Annotated in this window: 16 protein-coding genes; 10 read left to right on the top strand and 6 right to left on the bottom strand. The window is 47.4% G+C overall.

Going from position 1 to position 19,653, the window contains the following annotated elements:
• Positions 1–33 precede the first annotated feature (33 nt).
• From B4E62_RS12500 to B4E62_RS12490, 3 genes are all read left to right on the top strand, one after another.
• Positions 34–1,485 carry a TrkH family potassium uptake protein gene (locus tag B4E62_RS12500; protein ID WP_310070964.1) on the top strand — a complete coding sequence of 484 codons (1,452 nt, stop codon included), beginning with the start codon at positions 34–36 and terminating at the stop codon, positions 1,483–1,485.
• Positions 1,482–3,014, top strand: coding sequence for a sensor histidine kinase (locus B4E62_RS12495; RefSeq protein WP_331352288.1), 1,533 nt, complete (start codon positions 1,482–1,484; stop codon positions 3,012–3,014). The genes B4E62_RS12500 and B4E62_RS12495 overlap by 4 nt, the downstream gene beginning before the upstream one ends.
• Positions 3,015–3,082: 68 nt before the next feature.
• Positions 3,083–3,772 carry a response regulator gene (locus tag B4E62_RS12490; RefSeq protein ID WP_310070969.1) on the top strand — a complete coding sequence of 230 codons (690 nt, stop codon included), beginning with the start codon at positions 3,083–3,085 and terminating at the stop codon, positions 3,770–3,772.
• 111 nt (positions 3,773–3,883) lie between these two features.
• Here the strand turns inward: B4E62_RS12490 and B4E62_RS12485 are convergent, their stop codons facing one another.
• The 4 genes from B4E62_RS12485 to B4E62_RS12470 all read right to left on the bottom strand — a co-directional run bounded on the left by B4E62_RS12485 (position 3,884) and on the right by B4E62_RS12470 (position 7,429).
• Positions 3,884–4,888, bottom strand: coding sequence for a right-handed parallel beta-helix repeat-containing protein (locus tag B4E62_RS12485; RefSeq protein WP_331352287.1), 1,005 nt, complete (start codon positions 4,886–4,888; stop codon positions 3,884–3,886).
• Between the two features lie 213 nt (positions 4,889–5,101).
• Complete coding sequence (locus tag B4E62_RS12480; RefSeq protein WP_310070974.1) at positions 5,102–5,467, bottom strand: hypothetical protein; 366 nt, start codon at positions 5,465–5,467, stop codon at positions 5,102–5,104.
• Between the two features lie 24 nt (positions 5,468–5,491).
• A complete protein-coding gene (locus tag B4E62_RS12475; RefSeq protein WP_310070976.1) occupies positions 5,492–6,301 on the bottom strand; it encodes a peptidylprolyl isomerase in 810 nt (269 codons plus the stop codon).
• Positions 6,302–6,451: 150 nt separating this feature from the next.
• Entirely contained in the window at positions 6,452–7,429 is a 978-nt protein-coding gene (locus tag B4E62_RS12470) for an HPP family protein (RefSeq protein WP_310070978.1), read from the bottom strand.
• 147 nt (positions 7,430–7,576) lie between these two features.
• On the opposite strand from B4E62_RS12470, the gene B4E62_RS12465 reads away from it, so the two are divergent.
• The 7 genes from B4E62_RS12465 (at position 7,577) to B4E62_RS12435 (ending at position 17,587) form a co-directional block, all read left to right on the top strand.
• The gene (locus tag B4E62_RS12465; RefSeq protein ID WP_331352286.1) at positions 7,577–7,786 is read left to right on the top strand and encodes a heavy-metal-associated domain-containing protein; all 210 of its coding nucleotides are present in this window, start codon (positions 7,577–7,579) and stop codon (positions 7,784–7,786) included.
• An 11-nt stretch (positions 7,787–7,797) separates the two neighbouring features.
• Positions 7,798–10,050 carry a heavy metal translocating P-type ATPase gene (locus B4E62_RS12460; RefSeq protein WP_310070982.1) on the top strand — a complete coding sequence of 751 codons (2,253 nt, stop codon included), beginning with the start codon at positions 7,798–7,800 and terminating at the stop codon, positions 10,048–10,050.
• 5 nt (positions 10,051–10,055) lie between these two features.
• Entirely contained in the window at positions 10,056–10,514 is a 459-nt protein-coding gene (gene cueR, locus B4E62_RS12455; protein ID WP_310070984.1) for a Cu(I)-responsive transcriptional regulator, read from the top strand.
• 13 nt (positions 10,515–10,527) lie between these two features.
• Entirely contained in the window at positions 10,528–10,926 is a 399-nt protein-coding gene (locus tag B4E62_RS12450) for a hypothetical protein (RefSeq protein WP_310070985.1), read from the top strand.
• A gap of 107 nt (positions 10,927–11,033) precedes the next feature.
• Positions 11,034–12,554, top strand: a complete 1,521-nt coding sequence (locus B4E62_RS12445) for a TolC family protein (protein WP_331352285.1) — start codon at positions 11,034–11,036, stop codon at positions 12,552–12,554.
• A complete protein-coding gene (locus B4E62_RS12440) occupies positions 12,547–13,902 on the top strand; it encodes a copper oxidase (RefSeq protein WP_310070987.1) in 1,356 nt (451 codons plus the stop codon). Before B4E62_RS12445 ends, B4E62_RS12440 begins: the two co-directional genes overlap by 8 nt.
• Before the next feature lie 184 nt (positions 13,903–14,086).
• Positions 14,087–17,587 (top strand): HEAT repeat domain-containing protein, encoded by a 3,501-nt coding sequence (locus tag B4E62_RS12435; protein WP_331352284.1) that lies wholly within the window; start codon positions 14,087–14,089, stop codon positions 17,585–17,587.
• 152 nt (positions 17,588–17,739) lie between these two features.
• On the opposite strand, the gene B4E62_RS12430 is transcribed toward B4E62_RS12435, so the two are convergent.
• Together B4E62_RS12430 and B4E62_RS12425 are read right to left on the bottom strand one after the other, a co-directional pair.
• The gene (locus tag B4E62_RS12430; protein WP_310070993.1) at positions 17,740–18,189 is read right to left on the bottom strand and encodes a hypothetical protein; all 450 of its coding nucleotides are present in this window, start codon (positions 18,187–18,189) and stop codon (positions 17,740–17,742) included.
• A 456-nt stretch (positions 18,190–18,645) separates the two neighbouring features.
• Positions 18,646–19,503, bottom strand: a complete 858-nt coding sequence (locus B4E62_RS12425) for a DUF1080 domain-containing protein (protein WP_331352283.1) — start codon at positions 19,501–19,503, stop codon at positions 18,646–18,648.
• Positions 19,504–19,653: the final 150 nt, after the last annotated feature.

Below are 19,653 nucleotides of genomic sequence, written 5' to 3'. Positions count from 1 at the left end.
CAATTCCGACGCATCTCCCATAAGTTGAGTACTATGAAACTATTAGGGCCTACGCTGCTGATTTTGGGCGCAATCCTGAACATCCTTGCTTTGTTTATGTTGGTGCCTTTGGCGCTGTCCATCGCTTACAACAGCGATAATCAAATAGCTTTTTTTTCCTCCGCGGCTATTACCAGCTTGGTCGGTATTGGGTTTTTGTTGATCGGCAAAAAATCCCGCTTGGATTTTATGCAGCCACGGCAGGTATTTCTGATCACCACCAGCGCTTGGACCGGTGTATCACTATTCAGCGCATTACCTTTCATCCTTATCGACCACCCCCTTACTCTCGCCGATGCCGTGTTTGAAGCGGTATCAGGAGTTACCTCAACAGGCTCATCAGTGATGGCCGGATTGGACTCCTTACCTAAAGATATTTTGCTCTGGCGCTCCATGCTCAATTGGATTGGCGGGGTGGGGATTATCGGAATGGCGATTGCGATCCTGCCATTTTTGCGCGTGGGTGGAATGCGTCTCTTTAAGACGGAATCATCAGACTGGTCAGATAAGGCTATGCCGCGTGCACAAAGTTTGATGGCGATGATTATTTATTGCTACCTAGCACTCTCTTTGATTTGCTGCTTGGCATTTTGGTTAGCGGGGATGGATTTTTTTAACGCAGTTAACCATGCGATGGCCACTGTATCTACTGGTGGTTTTTCTACCTCTGATAGTTCATTTGCCCAATTTGACAGCTTGTTAATACATTGGATTGCTATCATATTTATGTTGGCGGGCGCATTTCCTTTTGTTTTATTTGTGCGTTTATTGGTAAACAAAAAATTTATTATATTTAAGGATACCCAAGTACGCGGTCTACTTTGGATTGTGGCAGTGACCACCTTAATATTAACTGCACAACTCATCCTTACTAATCAAATGGATCCCTTTAGAGCCCTAACCATGGCTTGCTTTAATCTCGTTTCAGTTATTACAACCACGGGTTTTGCATCAGGTGACTACCAACTCTGGGGAGCACTATCGTTAATTGTATTTTTCTTTGTTACCTTTGTCGGCGGCTGCTCTGGCTCCACAACTGGTGGCATAAAGGTGTTTCGTTTGCAAATCTTTGGTGGGCTGGTGAAAGAGCAAATCATGACAGCAATTCATCCTCGCGCCATTATCAGCCGCCGCTACAATAATCGCCTCATCAGCTCGGAAATAATCGCCTCATCAATTTCCTACATGTTTTTAATGACGGCTTGTTTGGTTGTTATCGCAGTTATTCTTGCTCTAACTGGATTGGATTTAGTCACCAGTGTCACTGGCTCGGCTACCGCACTAATGAACGTAGGTCCCGGGTTGGGCCCAATCATCGGCCCTGCCGGAAATTTTTCCAGTTTAAGCGATACCGCTAAATGGGCGCTTTCTGTAGGTATGTTGCTTGGTCGTCTGGAGTTTTTAACTATCCTGGTGCTCTTCACTCCTGCATTTTGGCGCGCATGATGAATGCTGAAAAAATTCTCCGCAAATTTGCGTATCCCATTGGAATTTTATTTCCATGGTTGCTCACGCCTATAGCATTTTTAATCACCGATTATCTACCCAAAGCCAATGTGCCCTTGCTTTACATCGTGATGGTGGTGTTTATCGCCATTAACGTCACTGTCGAGCTTGCCATCATTAACGCGCTCTCCAGTTTTTTTGCTTTCAGTTTCTTTTTTGCCGAACCCTATGGATCAATCATGATCCATCAGGACGAAGACTTGCTGACAATATTGTTATTCTTGCTCACGTCTGTACTGGTTGGTTACATGGCAACCAAACATAAACACAACATACAAAAAATTCGCATGCGCGAATTCATGACCGATATTGAACTGGAACTACTGGAACGCCTACCGAAAGCGATTGATACTGAAGATGTCGTTGCCGCACTACGTGATGCACTAAAACCCTGGTACGAAAATTGTGTACTCATCACCCATGGCGATAATTGGGCGACGCACCCGATGATTCGGCGTTTAACAAATCTACGCAAAACTTATTTGGAAGAATTGCTTGAGTTGCGTTTAACGCCAGAAGTGATTGCAAAAATTCCGCAACTTGAGCAAGAACATGACGTCTACTTTCTTTATAGTTCAAAACAGGTAATAGGTTTGTTGCGCATCGCGACTGCTAACATTCAACACTTACCTAAAGATATTTTTCTGCTGTTATTGCACCAGGTTAATATTTCACTTGAACGAACCCGTTTGGCCGCAGATTTGGAAAAAGAAAAAATTGCCAAAGAAAATGAATTGCTTCGCTCTGCCCTGCTCTCTTCAGTTTCGCACGATTTCCGTACGCCGCTTACAACAATGATCGGCGCCACTTCAACGGTGATTGAGTTTGGTGAGCATCTGGATAAACAACAGACCCGGGAGTTGTTAAATACCGTACTGGAAGAAGCGGAACGTCTTAACCGTTACACACAAAATTTGTTGGACATGACCAGGCTTGGATTTGGCAAACTGCAATTGGAGTGCAACTGGGTCAGCGTAGAAGAAATTATGAGCGTGGTGAAAAAGCGTTTAAGGCCGCTGTTGATTCATAATTTTTTGAAGGAGGACATCAACCCCAACCTGCCCTTACTGTACGTACACGCGGCCTTATTGGAGCAGGCGATATTTAACGTGATCGACAATGCAATCAAGTTCTCGCCAACCAATGCCAGTATCGATATTGAATGCACCAAAGAGGAGGATAAAATAATCATCGCGATTTGCGATCAGGGCACCGGCATTCCTGAAGATGAGCGGGAAAAAGTGTTTGAACGCTTCCATACAGCTGAAAAAGGCGATAGGCGCAGATCGGGAAGCGGCCTTGGTCTAACCATCTGCCAGGGTATGATTATGGCGCATGGTGGTAATGTAAGCATTCACGCTAACCCCAGGCGCATAGGTGATAAAGATTATCCTGGCTGCTGTGTGCGTATAGAGCTGCCCATTAATAACCAACAAGAACAGCATGAACTCCCTACATCAGCAGAATAAAGATTTAACAGGGATATGACGCAGGGGCACACTCCATCTGTTTATACTCCCTAAAAAATGGAGTCCTTATGAGCAGAATTTTAATTATTGACGACGAACCCCAGATTCGTCGTTTTTTACAAATAGGCCTGACTGCCCAAGGCTATGTCATTCTGGAAGCCGATACCGGCAGGCAAGGTTTGGTATTGGCAGCAGAGGAAACACCCGATCTCATCATTCTGGATATGGGCTTGCCTGACCTCGATGGCCAGGTAGTGCTAAAAAAACTGCGCGATTTTTTCCACCAACCTATTATCGTCCTGTCTGTACGCAACCGTGAGTCAGAAATTGTGCAGGCACTGGATGTGGGCGCCAACGATTATGTAGTCAAACCTTTTGGTATACAGGAGTTATTGGCGCGCATTCGCGGCTTAATAAAAGCATTTGGCCCAAGCGTGGAAAGCGTACAAAAATTTCAGGATGAGCGGGTGCTCATTGATCTGCAAGAGCGGAAGCTCAGTGTGGATGGTGAAGTAGCCAAGCTGTCGCGCAAAGAATTTGAATTATTAAAACGCCTGATCAATAACGCTGGCCGGTTGGTTACCCAGCAACAGTTATTGCGTGAAATCTGGGGTGGTACCCATGTGGAAGATACGCATTACCTACGCATTTTTATCGCACGCTTGCGTACCAAATTGGGCGATGACCCATCCAATCCGCGCTACATAGAAACTGAACCTGGTGTAGGTTATCGATTTTTACCCAGCGTAGAAAATTAACCGTCATAAAAAAGCTCGCGATCAAATAGGATCGCGAGCTACCTAAACGATACATCCTGGTACACACACATCTGCAATAGCTCTGTTAGCAAACCTGCCACACCAACTCTTTCAGCGGCAAATTGCCCCTACATTTTCTACCAACCCCGATGCAGCCTCACTAATACACCCATGCTTGTTATTAATGAATTGCGCACCAACCATCATGTTATTGATGCAGGATGCATCATTCGCCAAAATCCCCATGCCTCCAGAGCGGGAAATCACTACACCCGTAAACGTATTGCCAGTTGCTGCCGTACTTGGGTCAGTATTGACTTGCGCAAGAAAAATACCGTGCTGGACGCTATCGCGGATATGTAAATTAGTGAATGAATTATCCAGCGAATCACGCATGAAGATACCCACCGTTTTATTATCGGAGATAGTGATATCGTAGAATTTATTATTATTAAACTTGATATCGGTTGAGATACCTGCCGCTTTGTTGCCATACAGATGAATACCGGAAAAGGTGCTGTCTTCCGTTTCATAACCCGCCAGACCATCAAACTCGTTATCGTAAGAGGTGTAGTCACGAATTGTTAAACGGCGGCACCCCAACTCTGTCACTAAACCACCCGACATAGCGCCGTAGACAGTGACCGATTGCACCGTACAATCAACACAGCGACGAATACTGATACCGTTATTGCGCAATGGAAACGCATCACTGCAAGGCCCCCCCATACACTCAGAAGATTGGTTGGCTCGATTGCCATCTATCATTAAATCAACAACGCGCACATGGCGAGTGGAGCGGCTGGGAACATTTTCAGCGAGCCCCATAATAATGACCGGCGCATTGGCATTATCTGCAAGGCGAAGAAGTGTTGCTGGCCCTGTTCCTTTTAACGTGACATTATTTTTGTCGATAACGACGGGATGGGTGCAGGTATAAGTGCCGGGTAAAAGGGCAAGCTCACCACCCTCTGGCGGCAACTGGTTAATAGCATTTTGGATCGCATCGCAGGTTTTTTCTTTAATAATTTCGGTCGCATTGACCGATATAACACTACCCGTCATAAACGTTACAAGCAGCGTCAAGACAACATGTGCTCTATGAGTGATTTTCATAGTCCGGCCTCTCTCGAACGCTAGAGTTTTTCACTCCGCTTACCTGAAGCCTAGCTCTTAAACAGGCAGCAACAACGAAAAAATTCCCTTTAGCCAAAAAAAATCTAATTGCTTGCTGCGTTCAAATCCTTGGAGCTATGTGTTGGGTATTCCAGAAACACAAAAGGGACCATTGGTCCCTTTTGTGGCATTTACGTAATGATATTCAACTAACTACTCGGTTTTTGGCATAAGCGGATTACAGTTCTTAATCGTTACCCTACCCTCTAACAAACTGCCTTTTGAATATTCGCTGAAAATACAGCTGTTGGTTTCCGGGTCATAATTTTCGACCCAGAGATTGTCGTCTTTCCAGGTGGCTTGCATATGCATTTGGCCTTTGGGGACGTCAATCGACATAACACCGCCAAAGTTTTTGACGAAATGCTGTTCGTAATGAAAGAAGTACATCCCCCAACCGATGATTAATATCGCCAAACCGCCAATTAAACCAGCTTTCCACTTCAGGTAGCGGCCTACTCCCCAAAACACAAAAATGGCAACGCTGACAACGGCAATCCAATACAAATAAGTAATCACGAGACGTCCCTCTGGAAGTAAAAGTTACTTCCTATTCAATAGACTTTTACGCCCCAACGCAAGCAAACCTAACATCAGCAAACTGATTAAACCCATGCTGCCGCTGCCGCCATCATCTTTGTCGGTTTCGTTGATAAGGGTATTTTTGGTCGGGTTCAAGTTTGCTGCGGTATCAGGATCAGCATTTAATACCACAATATTTTGAATAAGCACCAAATGCGAGTCGGTGATTGCCACATTGTTTGTATTATCTTGCGCCGTGTAGTTTCTCAAAGGGAACCCCTGAAGGCTGCCCAATGTGAAACGATTGAGCGCAGCAATTGCATCAAGAATCGCCATGCCGTTACCGGTTACCTGGCCAAACACCGTGAATCCGCCGTTTTGCTTATCCAAATTTGATGCATTATTGCTCAAATTAATAAACCACTGGTTTGTGGCGCTATTGGCATCGCTTCCCAATTTAGCCATAGCGATAGTTCCGCGCAGATTGGAGTAGACAGGCTCGTTGATCACTTTCGGGTTTTGCGGGATCATGATCAAAGGCAATTGACCTGTGTATCGGTAACCTCCACCCTGCACCACAAATTCCGGCACAGAACGATGCACAATAGTGTTCTTGTAAGCATCAGCCTTTACGTAAGCCAGAAAATTTTCAACGGTTTTTGGTGTGGTTTTATCAAAGAGATTTACTTCAAAATCACCCATCACAGTTTGGAATTGCACGGTAGTCGCATTAGCTGCTTGCGTCATTAATAAGCTTGCGCCCAAGCATGCTACAGAAAATGAGTGCTTGAGCCATTTGGCGGGAGATGTGAACTGGGTAGATAAACGCATGAACGATAAACCTCTAGTTATAAATAGATAGGATACTTTGCCAACAAGGCCTTGGAGCCCAGCCAGGATTGCCGCATCTTATCCTGACTACTAGCCCCTAAACACCTGAAATTTGTTGGAATTTGTAATACAGCGACAGTCGGTGTGCCGCTAATCTTCATCAGTGACTTTTTTCCAGTGGCCATTGGGTTGCTGTTTAACCTCATAGCGTGACCACTGGCGAAATTCTGCCCGCAGACAAATCCCGGTGGCATAACCGCCCGCTCCCGCCACTATCTTGTAAATCACCTGATCTTTACTGGCGTTTTGGTTGTCAGCGGCATCTACGACCTGACGTACACTCCATAAGTTGCCCAACTTGCCGTTGCTGTAAAAATGCCCCGCGATAATATGCTCCGGGTGGGTGATGTTTTTTTCGGCATGCTGTTTTGCCAGCTCCAGCAATTGGGTAAGGTTTTCGCTGGTGATATCCACGTAGGAGTTGAGCTGCTCCATGGCTGCCGAAAAGTCTTCCTGGGTTAATTCGAATTGCCGCTCGGATGCCACCGCCGGTTTTGCGAGCTTGCGGCGGGTGAGATGTGCCGGGTAGCGACGCCAGGGGAAAAAGGCATTGAAGGCGATAGCCATCAACATAATACTGACCACGTTAATCAGGATCGGCATCACCAGATAAAAGTACTCCAACCGGTAAATTTCTGCACCGCCAATCACCGCCGCTAAAGCCGTCGCTCCACCGGGTGGATGCATGCAGCGCAAGTAATGCATTACGCCCACCGCCAAACCCACTGCCAATGCTGGCGTCCAAGTCTGATCGGGAAATAACTGTTGGATGCTCACTCCGACAAAGGCAGATAACAAATGCCCACCAATTACCGCCCAGGGTTGGGACAAAGCGCCTTGCGGTACCGCAAACAGTAACACCGCTGTCGCTCCCATAGAGGTCACCATAATCAAGGTGCCTGCGGTATGCATAAAGCCATCGGGGAAGCACCAACGTGTGCCCCAATAAACCGCCAGTATGCCGAAAAAAGCGCCGACCGCCGATATGATTTTCTCGCCGTTGCGGGTGGTATTACGCTCTATACCCAAGAGCAAACGAGCTTCATGCAGAAGGTGTTTAATCGTCATGGCAGATCCTGTCGCACCAATAAAGTGCGTGATACTAGTAGCTCAACGCACAGACCGCAATTGATAAAGACTAGAATATAAAATGTTGACCTTCCCACGATGGTAAGCCTTAGTCTGGCTTTAACGTCAACCAAGTAGGAGTTCATCATGTACCGATTTACTGTTCAGGATATGACTTGCCAGGGCTGCGCCGCCGCTATCAATCGCGCCATTAACAACGCTGACAAGCTTGCTCAGGTAAAAGCCTCTCCAGCTATCCGTAGGATAGAAGTTGAGTCAGCTTTATCCAGCGAGCAGTTGCTCTCACTATTGAGTGACGCAGGTTATCCAGCTCAACTCGAGACCACCCACTCATAGAGGAAAAGGCCATGAGCACCACCATGCAAGAACTGGATTTAGCGATTGAGGGGATGACCTGCGCATCCTGCGTCGCCCACGTTGAGCGAGCGCTAACAAAAGTGGATGGAGTCAGTAGTGTCAGCGTAAATCTGGCAACAGAGCGTGCGCACTTAATGCTTTCACATAGCGTTCCTATTGCCGATTTAATTCAAAAAGTAGAACAAGCGGGTTATCAGGCACGCCCCGCCCAAGTTTCAGATCAAGAAGAAAACGCCGCAAAACGCGAGAAGGAAAGAGTCGATCTTAAGCAAAAATTTCTTTTCAGCCTGATTCTTACACTGCCCATCTTCGCCATGGAAATGGGCAGTCATTTAATTCCTGCACTGCATCACTGGCTAATGGCTAATTTGGAAAATTGGAACTGGATCATACAAGCGGCGCTGACAACTCTGGTGATGTTTGGTCCCGGCTGGGTCTTTTATCAAAGGGGTTTACCAGCGCTGGTGCGTTTACAGCCGGACATGAACTCGCTGGTAGCTCTTGGCAGCTTGGCCGCCTGGAGCTATTCCTTAGTTGCAACCTTTACGCCTGACGCTCTCCCTGCTGGCACGGTGAACGTTTACTTCGAAGCAGCTGCGGTAATAGTCACACTGATTTTGCTGGGCCGATTGATGGAAGCCAACGCCCGTGGTCGCACCAGCGATGCGATTGCCCGCCTGGTAAAACTCCAACCTCGCAACGCCACTCGTTTGCGCGATGGTAAGCAAGAAACTGTAGAACTATCGTTGATTCAACGCAATGATCTGCTGTTCGTTCGCCCCGGCGAGCGAATTCCGCTCGATGGAGAAATTATTGAGGGCAGTTCGTTTATCGATGAATCCATGATGACCGGTGAACCCATCCCTGTCAGTAAAACGGTCGCCGCTGAAGTCATTGGTGGCACGCTCAATACCACGGGCTCATTCACCTATCGTGTTACCAAAACCGGCAAAGATACGCTGCTGGCGCAGATCATTGAGTTGGTGGAAACAGCGCAAGGTTCAAAGTTGCCGATACAAGCGCTGGTGGACCAAATTACGCGTTGGTTTGTGCCGGTGGTGATGTTGATAGCTGCGCTGACCTTTATGGTTTGGTTGTTCTTCGGCCCCGAGCCTGCACTGAGCTTTGCGTTAGTCAATGCAGTAGCTGTGTTGATTATCGCCTGCCCCTGCGCCATGGGGTTGGCAACACCGACATCGATAATGGTGGGAACTGGTCGTGCAGCGAGTCTGGGGTTGTTATTTCGCAGCGGCACAGCATTGCAAACACTTGCAGAAGTGAAGACCATCGCCTTTGACAAAACTGGCACCCTGACACTTGGCAAACCCAAACTTACCGATTTTATTGTTACATCCGGATTTGAAAAAAATACAGTGCTGGCCTTAGCTGCAGCGGCAGAGCAACACTCTGAACATCCGATTGCAAATGCATTGGTAGACGCTGCGGCGGCAGAAAAAATCGCGCTTGGCACTTTGGAAACATTTGAAGCAATTCCCGGCTATGGATTAAAAGCGAAGGTGTCTGGCGAAGAAATCCATATAGGTGCTGATCGCCTGTTTGAAAAACTCGGTATCAATCTTGATGTATTTAGCACAACTGCACAGCAACTAGCGGCTGAGGGTAAAACGCCAATTTATGTTTCCGTCAACAATCACATTGCCGCAGTGATGGCGCTTGCCGATACCATAAAACCCGGAACCGTTGCTGCGTTGAAAGCCCTACACTCACTCGATTTTAAAATCGCCATGATCACCGGTGACAATCAACGTACCGCTAACGTAATTGCAAAACAATTGGGCATCGATTTGGTGATTGCTGAAGTGTTGCCCAATCAGAAAGTAGCGGCGGTGAAAGAATTGCGCAAACAACACGGCGCAATTGCCTATGTTGGCGATGGCATTAATGATGCGCCCGCGCTTGCAGAAGCCGATTTAGGTTTGGCGATTGGCACAGGCACGGACATTGCAATTGAAAGCGCCGACCTGGTACTGGTGAGTGGCGATATTCAGGGTGTCCCCAAAAGCATTGCCCTGGCGCGCGCCACTATGCGCAACATCAAGCAAAATCTATTTTGGGCGTTTGCCTACAACGTTGCATTGATTCCGCTGGCCGCTGGTATTGCTTATCCATTTTTTGGATTACTCTTATCGCCTATGTTGGCCGCTAGCGCCATGGCACTCTCCAGCGTCTTTGTTGTCACCAACGCACTACGCTTACGTAATTGGAAAACCGCTACGGAGTAAAAATCATGAGTCGATTTGCCCACAAACCGGTACTGGAATTGGCGGATGCTCACGCCCAAGGGCTACACAGCATCGGGGAAGCTGCGAAAATTACCGGTGTCAGCGCCAAAATGATTCGCCATTATGAAACCCTTGGACTAGTCAAACCGACGGATCGTACTTATGCCAATTATCGCGTCTACCAAACTCGTGACATCCACTTGCTGCGTTTTATAAAAAGTGGGCGGGATTTGGGATTTTCGATGAAACAAATAGCAATACTCGCCAGTCTTTGGCAAGATTCGCAGCGCAGTAGTGCAGAAGTAAAAAAGTTGGCACTTGAACATATCAGTGACATGGATGAGCGTATAAAATCGTTGCAGCAGATGCGTCAGGCGCTCAGCGATTTAGCAGCGCAATGCCACGGAGATAATCGGCCTGATTGCCCGATTTTGGATGGACTCGCCTGCACTCACAAACACTAGCGGAATATTTTTTATGATTGCGCGTAAAAACTTGCATCTTATTGTGATCGCTCTTTGCCTGTGGCTACCGCTGCAGGCAATTGCGGGGCAATGGCTGCATTGTGCGCAACTGGACGCTAGTTTGATGCAGGCGGATGAATCACCTGAAGCCACGCCACATTTTTCTTGCCACGATACACCGGTAGAAACACAAGCGGATTATCCAGCATCAAACACTGACCAAGGCAATTCAGCCGATACGCAATCTTGCAAACACTGCCAGTTTTCTTGTACTTGGCACTCAGCATTAGTACTGCGCGAATTTACTCAGCCTATTTTTGACATTCTCATCCTCTATACACAATTTACCTCCCCCTCCCCTGCACAACCTCTACTAGCGATGCCGCAGCGGCCACCGCGACTTTACCGTTAAATTTTTACTGATCAACACTGATAAACCTTTCGGTTTAATCGATTTTTCGCTGTTAACTTGCTGCACCGATGTTGTTACGTTCGGTCAATAGTTAAGGACATTTAAAAATGAACTCCACTAACCTGCTCCTTCGTAGCGGCTTACTCTTTTGCGTAAGCCTGCTGCTCAGTGCCTGTACCACTACACCAACACAAAATTCAGTGGCGTTGGCCACTGAACAACTTAGTCAAACGCATCCCGGTGCCAGTTTATCCTCTGTGCCGGCGCACATTGATGACAACACAATTGATCTGAAATCAGCGATCCAACTTTTACTTAGCCAATCCCCACAAGTCCGTATTGAAATGGCGCAGCTGGGCATTGCCGATGCGCAGCGCCTTCAAACGGAATTAATCAGCAATCCGCATTTATCGATCGGTGCATTAAAACCGGAAGATGGTGGGCGCTGGCAATTGGACGTCGGCTTAAGCCAACCACTATTGGAATTATTTACCCGTCCACTGCGCCGCCAACTTGCCGAGGATAATTTGCTCAGTGTGCAATTGCGTTTGCAATCGCGCCTGCAAACCTTGATTGCACAAACTGGCGATGCTTATTACAGCGCGATTGCAGCGCGTCAGCATCTGCAAGTACAGCAGCAAATGCTGGATGCCACCCTCGCCCGCCAGCAATTGGCCAACAGCCTCTACCGCGCGGGCAACATGTCGGAAAATAGTTTTTTGTATTACGACAATGAATTGCGCCGTGTGCAGCAGCAAGTCAAAAAGCGCAAACGTAATGCGCATGAACAGTATCTTACGCTGCTGAATATGTTGGGCATGAACTCTCATCAGGCAATCACCTTGCCTGATCAGTTACCGGTATTGCCCACAGAAAAATTAACGCACGCGGATCTGCTTAAACAAGCACAAAATGACCGCCTAGATATAAAAATCACCACACAACAATTGGCTCAATTAGAAAATCGCCGCAGTTTGATACGCAAGGAAAACGGTTGGCGCGATATGAGCATTGGCATCAATGCCGAGCGCGAATTTGATGGGGCAACCAATGTCGGCCCCGAAATCGAATTTGCATTGCCCATTTTTAACCGCAATCAAGGCAAGCTTGCCGCAATCGATGCACAAACCACAAAAACGCAAGCGCAGCTCGCACAAGCCCTATTAGATGTCGACACTGAAATCGCCCAAGCGTTAAACCAAATGCAGTTGGCGCGCGAACAGCTCGATTTAATTAGCGCAAGTTTACAGGTGGCAGAAAAGCGCGTAACCCTATCCAACCGCGAAGTCAATTTTATGCTGGGCAGCCCTTTTGAATTGCTCAATATTAAACGGCAACAAATTCAATTAGCGCACGACTATACCAGCGAATTAAAAAATTACTGGCAAGCACGCACGCAACTTGAATTGGCAATTGGGCGTGCACTTCCTGTACCGCCGCCAGCTGTAGATCATAACAAGATGGGGCACGACAAAATGGACCATAGCAAAATGGACCACAGCAAAATGGACCACAGCACTCATCAACAAGCAGATGATCATTCAGCGCATCAACTTCATGAAGACGATATGCCTACAGAATCCGTCGATAAAACGACCAGTGAACATGAGGAGCACAACCATGATTAATCGTCGCACTCTTTTATTGGGCAGCGCAGCAGGTTTGGTTGCGGCCAGTTTGCCGCTGGGCGCGCAGCAAGATCACTCAGCTCATCAGAAAAATACTGCCGGTGTTGATCACTCACAACATACCACCACAAAAAAACGGGTGGCGAAAACCACCAAAAATATTCCTGCTGTCAGCACAAAAAAAATGGAGCCGACCGCGCAAGGCTATCGCCCGGTCATTACACCTAATGGCCGCACGCTTGGCTATCGCATGAATGATGGCGTAAAAGAATTTCATTTAATCGCCGAAGAAGTTGAACACGAATTCGCACCGGGAACCACAATAAAAGCCTGGGGTTACAATGGCAGCACACCAGGCCCAACGATTGAAGCAGTCGAAGGGGATCGCGTGCGTATTTACGTTACCAACAAACTACCAGAACATACGAGCATACATTGGCATGGGCTTTTACTGCCGTGGGGAATGGATGGCGTTAGCGGTTTAACACAACCACCTATAAAACCGGGCGAAACCTTTGTGTATGAATTTACACTCGTCCAACACGGTACCCACATGTATCACCCGCACGCCGATGAAATGGTGCAAATGGCGATGGGGATGATGGGCATGTTTATCATTCACCCCAAAGAACAAACCACACCGGCAGTTGATCGCGACTACGCGGTGCTTCTGCACAATTGGGCAGTCCATCCGGGAACCTATAAACCCGATCCCAGTGTGATGAGTGAATTTGATTTGTGGACCATGAACAGCAAAGTATTTCCTGCGATTGAATCCATGGTCGCGCAAACCGGTGAGCGCGTGCGAATTCGCGTGGGCAATTTGTCGATGTGGAATCATCCGATTCATTTACACGGTGTGCAATTTGAATTAACCGGTTCAGATGGTGGGCGCTGGCCACAAACGCAGTGGCGCAAAGAAGTCACTGAAATTGTTGGCGTAGGCCAAACACGCGATCTGGAATTTATTGCTGTACCCGGTGACTGGGCGTTCCATTGCCACATGAGCCACCACACCATGAATGCCATGGGGCACGGTGTACCCAATATGCTCGGAGCCCAACAACCGGAAGCGCAAATCAATAAAGTGTTGCCCGGCTATATGGCGATGGGTGAAAGTGGAATGGCAGAACATCAGGTGCATACCGATATGGGCCATATGCCGGGGCCGGAAAATACCCTGCCAATGATGATGGGCGAAGGCCGTCACGGAAAATTGGAAATGGGCGGTATGTTTTCCATGATACGTGTGCGCGATCAATTAGGTTCGGTCGCCGATTTATATGAAGCACCAGAAGGTACGCAAGCGAAAAAAGTCTCTGCAGTACCTGCGGGAATACCGGTATAAAAAAGGATGTAGTTCAGACAAGGCAGAAATAATCATCACTTCTGCCTTGTCGCTCCTCTCCAAGTGTTAATTAATGTTCACAAGCGTCAATTTGCACGCGGCCGTTCACTGACTCACCTATAATTCTACACAACTACAAGTCCGTCCCCTGTGACTAATAATCATAAATAGCTGTGAGCTGACCATGAAACAATCTACGCTGAAACAATGCCCGCTTGGAATCCCTTTATCCCGTTATTTGATTGCCCCTATTATCGGCTCACTGATTATTATCGGTGGTTGCTCCAAAGAGTCGCCCACATCTGAAGCTCAACAAACACAAGCAAGTGCCGCAGCAAGTAGCGCGGCGCTCGACATCACCCGCATCACGCCCGATGAGGCAAAACAAACTGCACAGACTATTGAGCAGCAAGTTCCCATGACATTGGCCGATGGCATTACCCGCGAACTCTGGGCATCAGAAAAATTATTGGGCGATACAGTGGCCATCCATGTGGATGACAAAGGGCGTATCTGGGCAGGTATTACCCAGCGCAGTAACAATTCTGAATTTGATATCCGCGCCTATCCCGATTGGGAACACCCTTCAGTTGCATTCACAACGGTTGAAGATCGCCGAGCATTTCTACACAGTGAACTCGCGCCGGAAAAAAGTGCACAAAACGAACGCATTCCTGATCGTAATAACGATGGCAGCCACGATTGGCGCGATCTTGCTGTTGTAAAAGAAAAAGTGATTCGTTTGGAAGACACGCAGGGCACAGGTAAAGCGGATTTTGCACAAACAGCAGTAGAAGATTTTAATACCGAAGTGACCGATGTTATCGGAGGAATGTTTTATAACGATCAAAGCGATGAATTATTTGTGAATGTCGCCCCGGATTTTTGGCGATTAAAAGACACCGACGGCGACGGTGTAATGGATAGCAAAACCTCACTCGCCAATGGCTACGGTGTGCACATTGGTTTTAGTGGCCACGGCCTTTCCGGCGCGCTGCTAGGCCCCGATGGAAAAATGTATTACAGCATGGGCGACGTAGGCACCAGCGTTACTGACAGCACCGGTAAAAAATGGCACTACCCAAATCAAGGCGTGATTGTGCGCAGTGAAATCGATGGCAGTAACTTTGAAGTCTTCGCCGCAGGCCTGCGCAACATTTATGAATTTTCATTTGATAAATACGGCAATTTTATCAGTGTGGATAACGATGGTGATCACGTTGGCGAATATGAACGCGTAGTGCACTTAATTGAAGGCTCAGATACCGGCTGGCGAATTAATTGGCAGCTCGGAAAATACAAAGACCCTAAAAACAATAATTACAAAGTCTGGATGGATGAGGAATATTACAAGCCGCAATTCAAAGGCCAGGCTGCGCATGTACTGCCACCCGTAGCGCCTTATCACGCAGGCCCGGCGGGTATGACATACAACCCCGGCACTGCTTTTAATGACCAATGGAAAGATCATTTCTTTGTGGTGGAATTTGTCGGTTCGGCTACACGCGCAGGCGTTAACGCATTCACATTGAAACCAAAAGGTGCAAGTTTTGAATTGGCTAGTGACAAAAATGTTTTCCGCGGCGTGTTAGCAACCGGTTTGGATTTCGGGCCTGACGGTGCGCTCTACATGAGTGATTGGATTGAAGGCTGGGGGTTAAAACAAAAAGGCCGAGTGTGGAAATTGGACACCCCTGATACGGCTGGCAATGCTATCCGCACAGAAACCAAAACATTGCTTGCTGCTGACCTGCGTAAAGAACCCACTGAGAAATTAGTCGAACTGTTAAACCATGTGGATATGCGTGTGCGCCAAAAAGCACAATTCGCATTGGTGGAAACCCAGCAATTAAAACCCTTGCAGACCATCGCCATTTCATCGAGCAACCAGCTCGCGCGCATTCATGCTATTTGGGGCCTGGGGCAAATCCTGCGTAAAAATCCGACCGAGCACGCGGTATTAATCAATCTACTGCAAGACGCCGATTCTGAAATTCGCGCGCAAGCCGCCAAGGTTTTAGGCGATGCCAATACCACAGCGGCTACAGAAAAATTATTGCCATTGCTTGCCGATAAAAATCCGCGTGCGCAACTCTATGCCGCCCAAGCCTTGGGGCGCATCCGCGCAGAATCGGCCATAGCACCGCTGGTTGATATGCTTCAGGCCAATAATGAACAAGATGTGTATTTGCGTCACGCAGGTGCTATCGCATTGGGACGTATTGGCAATCAGGAAGCATTAAGTAAACTCTCGACACATCCATCCGAAGCCGTGCGGATCGCCGCAGTGGTTGCATTAAAACAAATGGAAAGCCCTGCCCTCGCCTTATTTTTAAATGATAAAAGCGAATTTGTTGTCACCAATGCCGCACGGGCGATTAATGATGACAATCTGGTTGTCGATGCGTTGCCTGCACTGGCCAAATTAATTGAACAGCCCGTGTTTACCAATGAGCCTTTGTTGCGCCGCGCCATCAACGCTAACGTTTATGCCGGGGGCAATAGCGCAGAAAATGCCAACCGTCTGATCCAATTTGCACAACAAAAAAATATCTCGGGAAAGTTGCGCGCAGAAGCAATTCAAGCAGTATCGGTATGGGCAGAGTCATCTAACTACGACCGTGTTACTGGAATGTATCGCGGCCCACTCAACCGTCAGAAGGCAGAAGCAATTGCAGCGCTTGGTGGCGGCTACAGCACATTATTGGCCGACAAAGACAGCAACGTGCGCGAGGCCACGGTTAAAGCCTTGGGCGAATTAAATATCCAGAAAGCCAATGACCAGCTGGTTGAATTACTCAAACATAATTCATCGGATGCCGTGCGTATCGCCGCGCTGCACACACTCAAAAAATTTAACCCTGCGAATATCGGCGACTTGGTTTTTATCGCATTGAAAGACAAATCCCAATCGGTACGCATGAAGGCCCTCGCACTGGTTCCTGAATTGAACCTGCCCATCGCACAAGTGGTAGAGATGCACAGCATTTTGCTAAAAAATGGAACTACGGGCGAACAACAAGCAGCGCTGCTTTCACTTGCGAATGTAAAAGCACCGGAAGCTGCAGCGGTATTCGCCGAACAAATGGCACTCTTGATCGATGGAAAAATTGCACCGGAAGTACAGCTTGAACTAATAACGGCGGTGGAAAAAATCGGCACACCGGAATTTAAACAACTGCTGGCCACTTACGAAAGCAAAAGGGATAAAAACAATCCACTCGATATTTACCGCGAATCTATTTACGGTGGCAATCCAGAAGAAGGTGTCAAACTATTTCGCTACAGCAACTCAACCCAATGTGTTCGTTGCCACATGGTAGGTACACGCGGAAACAAAGTGGGGCCGGATTTAACCACCATTGCCACCCGCATTACACCAGAACAAATGCTGGAAGCACTGGTTGCACCCGCAGCTCGAATCGCTCCCGGTTTTGGCCGTGTCACCGTGGCATTAAAAACAGGTGAAAGGATTGAAGGTTCGTTTGATGCAGAAACTAAAACAGACGTGACAATTACCACAAACAACCAAGCGAAAACGATTGCGCGTACAGAAATTGAAAAACTCGAGTTCGGCGGAATTTCCCCTATGCCACCAATGGGTTTGGGGCTCACCAAGGCGGAGTTACGCGATCTGGTTGCTTACCTTTCAACCTTAAAAGAAGAAGTGCACGAAGGACATTAACTTACTACTGGACACTCAAGGAAGAGTACAAATTCACTGAATGTAAAAACTGGCACCGCGCCGAATTCAGCTACACAAAAACTGAAACATGGCAGATGATTTCATGCCCCGTTGTGCACAGCATAAAAGGTGGAGCAGTGAAGCTTCACCTCTCAAAGATCGTTCATTCGTCCTGTTTGCCGGACAAGCAGCATAGCCTCGTGCTGCTCCATCGCCAGTAAGGAACCAAGCAAATCCTTCGCTTCAGGAATTACGGCTTTTTCTTCAAGATCGCGATAGAGCTCAATGACCTGCTGATGATAATCAAACACCTCTTGGCAGATACTATCAAAGCCAAGTTGCACGTAGGGTATCTCGTTTGATTGGATAGGTTGATGAGATAAATAGTCGTAAATGTAAGTGTTCATCACTTCGGCTTCGGCCTGCCTTTCGAACGCTGCCACCATTTTTTCCATTTTGGATTCGTGCTCGGCCAGATAATCGAGTAGTAATCTAGCTCGCTCTTCTTCATTTTTTGATGAGCAATCCGCAAGATATTTTGCCAAGTAGCTATGCAGCTGACGAGTCCAGCCAATCAAATCTGAAAAAGTTTTAATTTCCATGTCATCTGCCTCATGTCTTGACCTTACAAGCTATATCACTCTCGAACCTTAGCGCTTTGGATAAGGGTGCCATCCAACTAATGGCTTCTTGCTTATTGTGACATCCTGAAAATCCGTCACTTGCACATCCACAACTGCTCCAATCAACCGGAATCTGTTTCACCTGAGCCAACAGATAAACATTACGTTAAAATTAAAGTATCTACCCATATATGCTGAGCGTCTGTTCGTTGCACAACATAAATTGTCGTTACGTAGGGCATTCGATTGCCCTAAAAAACCGCACTACGGCGATGCCCATAAAAAAGCCAGCTCGTTATGAGCTGGCTTTAACAACACTCGCAAGGTTATTCGAATGCAATAAGCAACAATAATGATCAGGCTTGCTTTAAATCATCCAGCACATACTCAGCGACGTACCGTTAATACAATTACCAGTAGGGTGTGACATGAGGGTTATTTGTTGTATTGGCAGGTATCAGGTTTGTTTTTTACAAAGTAGCTTTTGTAGTTATTCGCTTTTTTATCCATACAACCTTCCAGATTTAACAGCCGCACTTTACGGAAATCGGTTGGATGGCTCTCTGCTTGCAAAGCAATAAAACCACTGCCATTGGGCGTGCGGTCATCCCATTGTAAACCGGTGTACTCCAATACTTTTTTGCCATTGATAAAGTGCTCGGCTTTTTCACTGCCGTGCACAATTAATTCTGCTGTGACCCATTGGTCGCCATGATAAGTGTCGCTGCTGGAATTAATAATATGGTCTTCAGTAAATTTTCCGTTGAATACGACATGTGTGCCCGGAGTGCAAAGGTTGCCGGTGGTGCGCGGGTCTTTGCCATTACCACCCAATAATTGGTACTCCATGCTGCCCGGAAAATCCTGTTCCACTGCCATGGTCTTAGGATCTTGCGTGTGGTACATGATACCGTTATTACGCAATGCCCAGGCTGGGCCCCCTTTCACTTGTTCACCCACAAAACGATATTCCACCTGGATTTTGTAATGGGAAAACGGCCCTCCGTTGTAAAAAATATGGCCGAAACGCTCTTTAAACTCGGTGTACTCATCGTAGCGCGCTTGCAGAATACCGTTGCTAACACGAAACGTATTAAATGCGTTTTCACCCAGCGCAAAACCACGGATCTTCGGCGACCAGTTGCTCAGGTCTTTGCCGTTAAATAAATCGATCCACTCTTCCTGGTCCGGATTCTGTGCCGTCGTTGGCGCAGCGGCGGACACTACATGGGCTGCAGAGCTAAAAAGAAGAGACACTATAAGAGTCGTCAGGGATAAGCGTAGGTTAGTCATCAGTAAATCATCCTGTTATTAGTGTTTATCCGGCAAATCTAACCCAATTATCAGATAAATAACAAGGAATTTACAAAACCAAACCCTGGTCGCCCTGTGGCTGCGAACCAACGCACAAACCTCTCCAACAACCCACTTCCGCACACTCGA

Origin of the sequence: Cellvibrio sp. UBA7671 (assembly GCA_002483145.1) — a bacterium.
Lineage (GTDB): Bacteria > Pseudomonadota > Gammaproteobacteria > Pseudomonadales > Cellvibrionaceae > Cellvibrio > Cellvibrio fibrivorans.
Note: the sequence above shows the minus strand (reverse complement) of the source record. Positions and strands in the feature narration are given on the sequence as shown.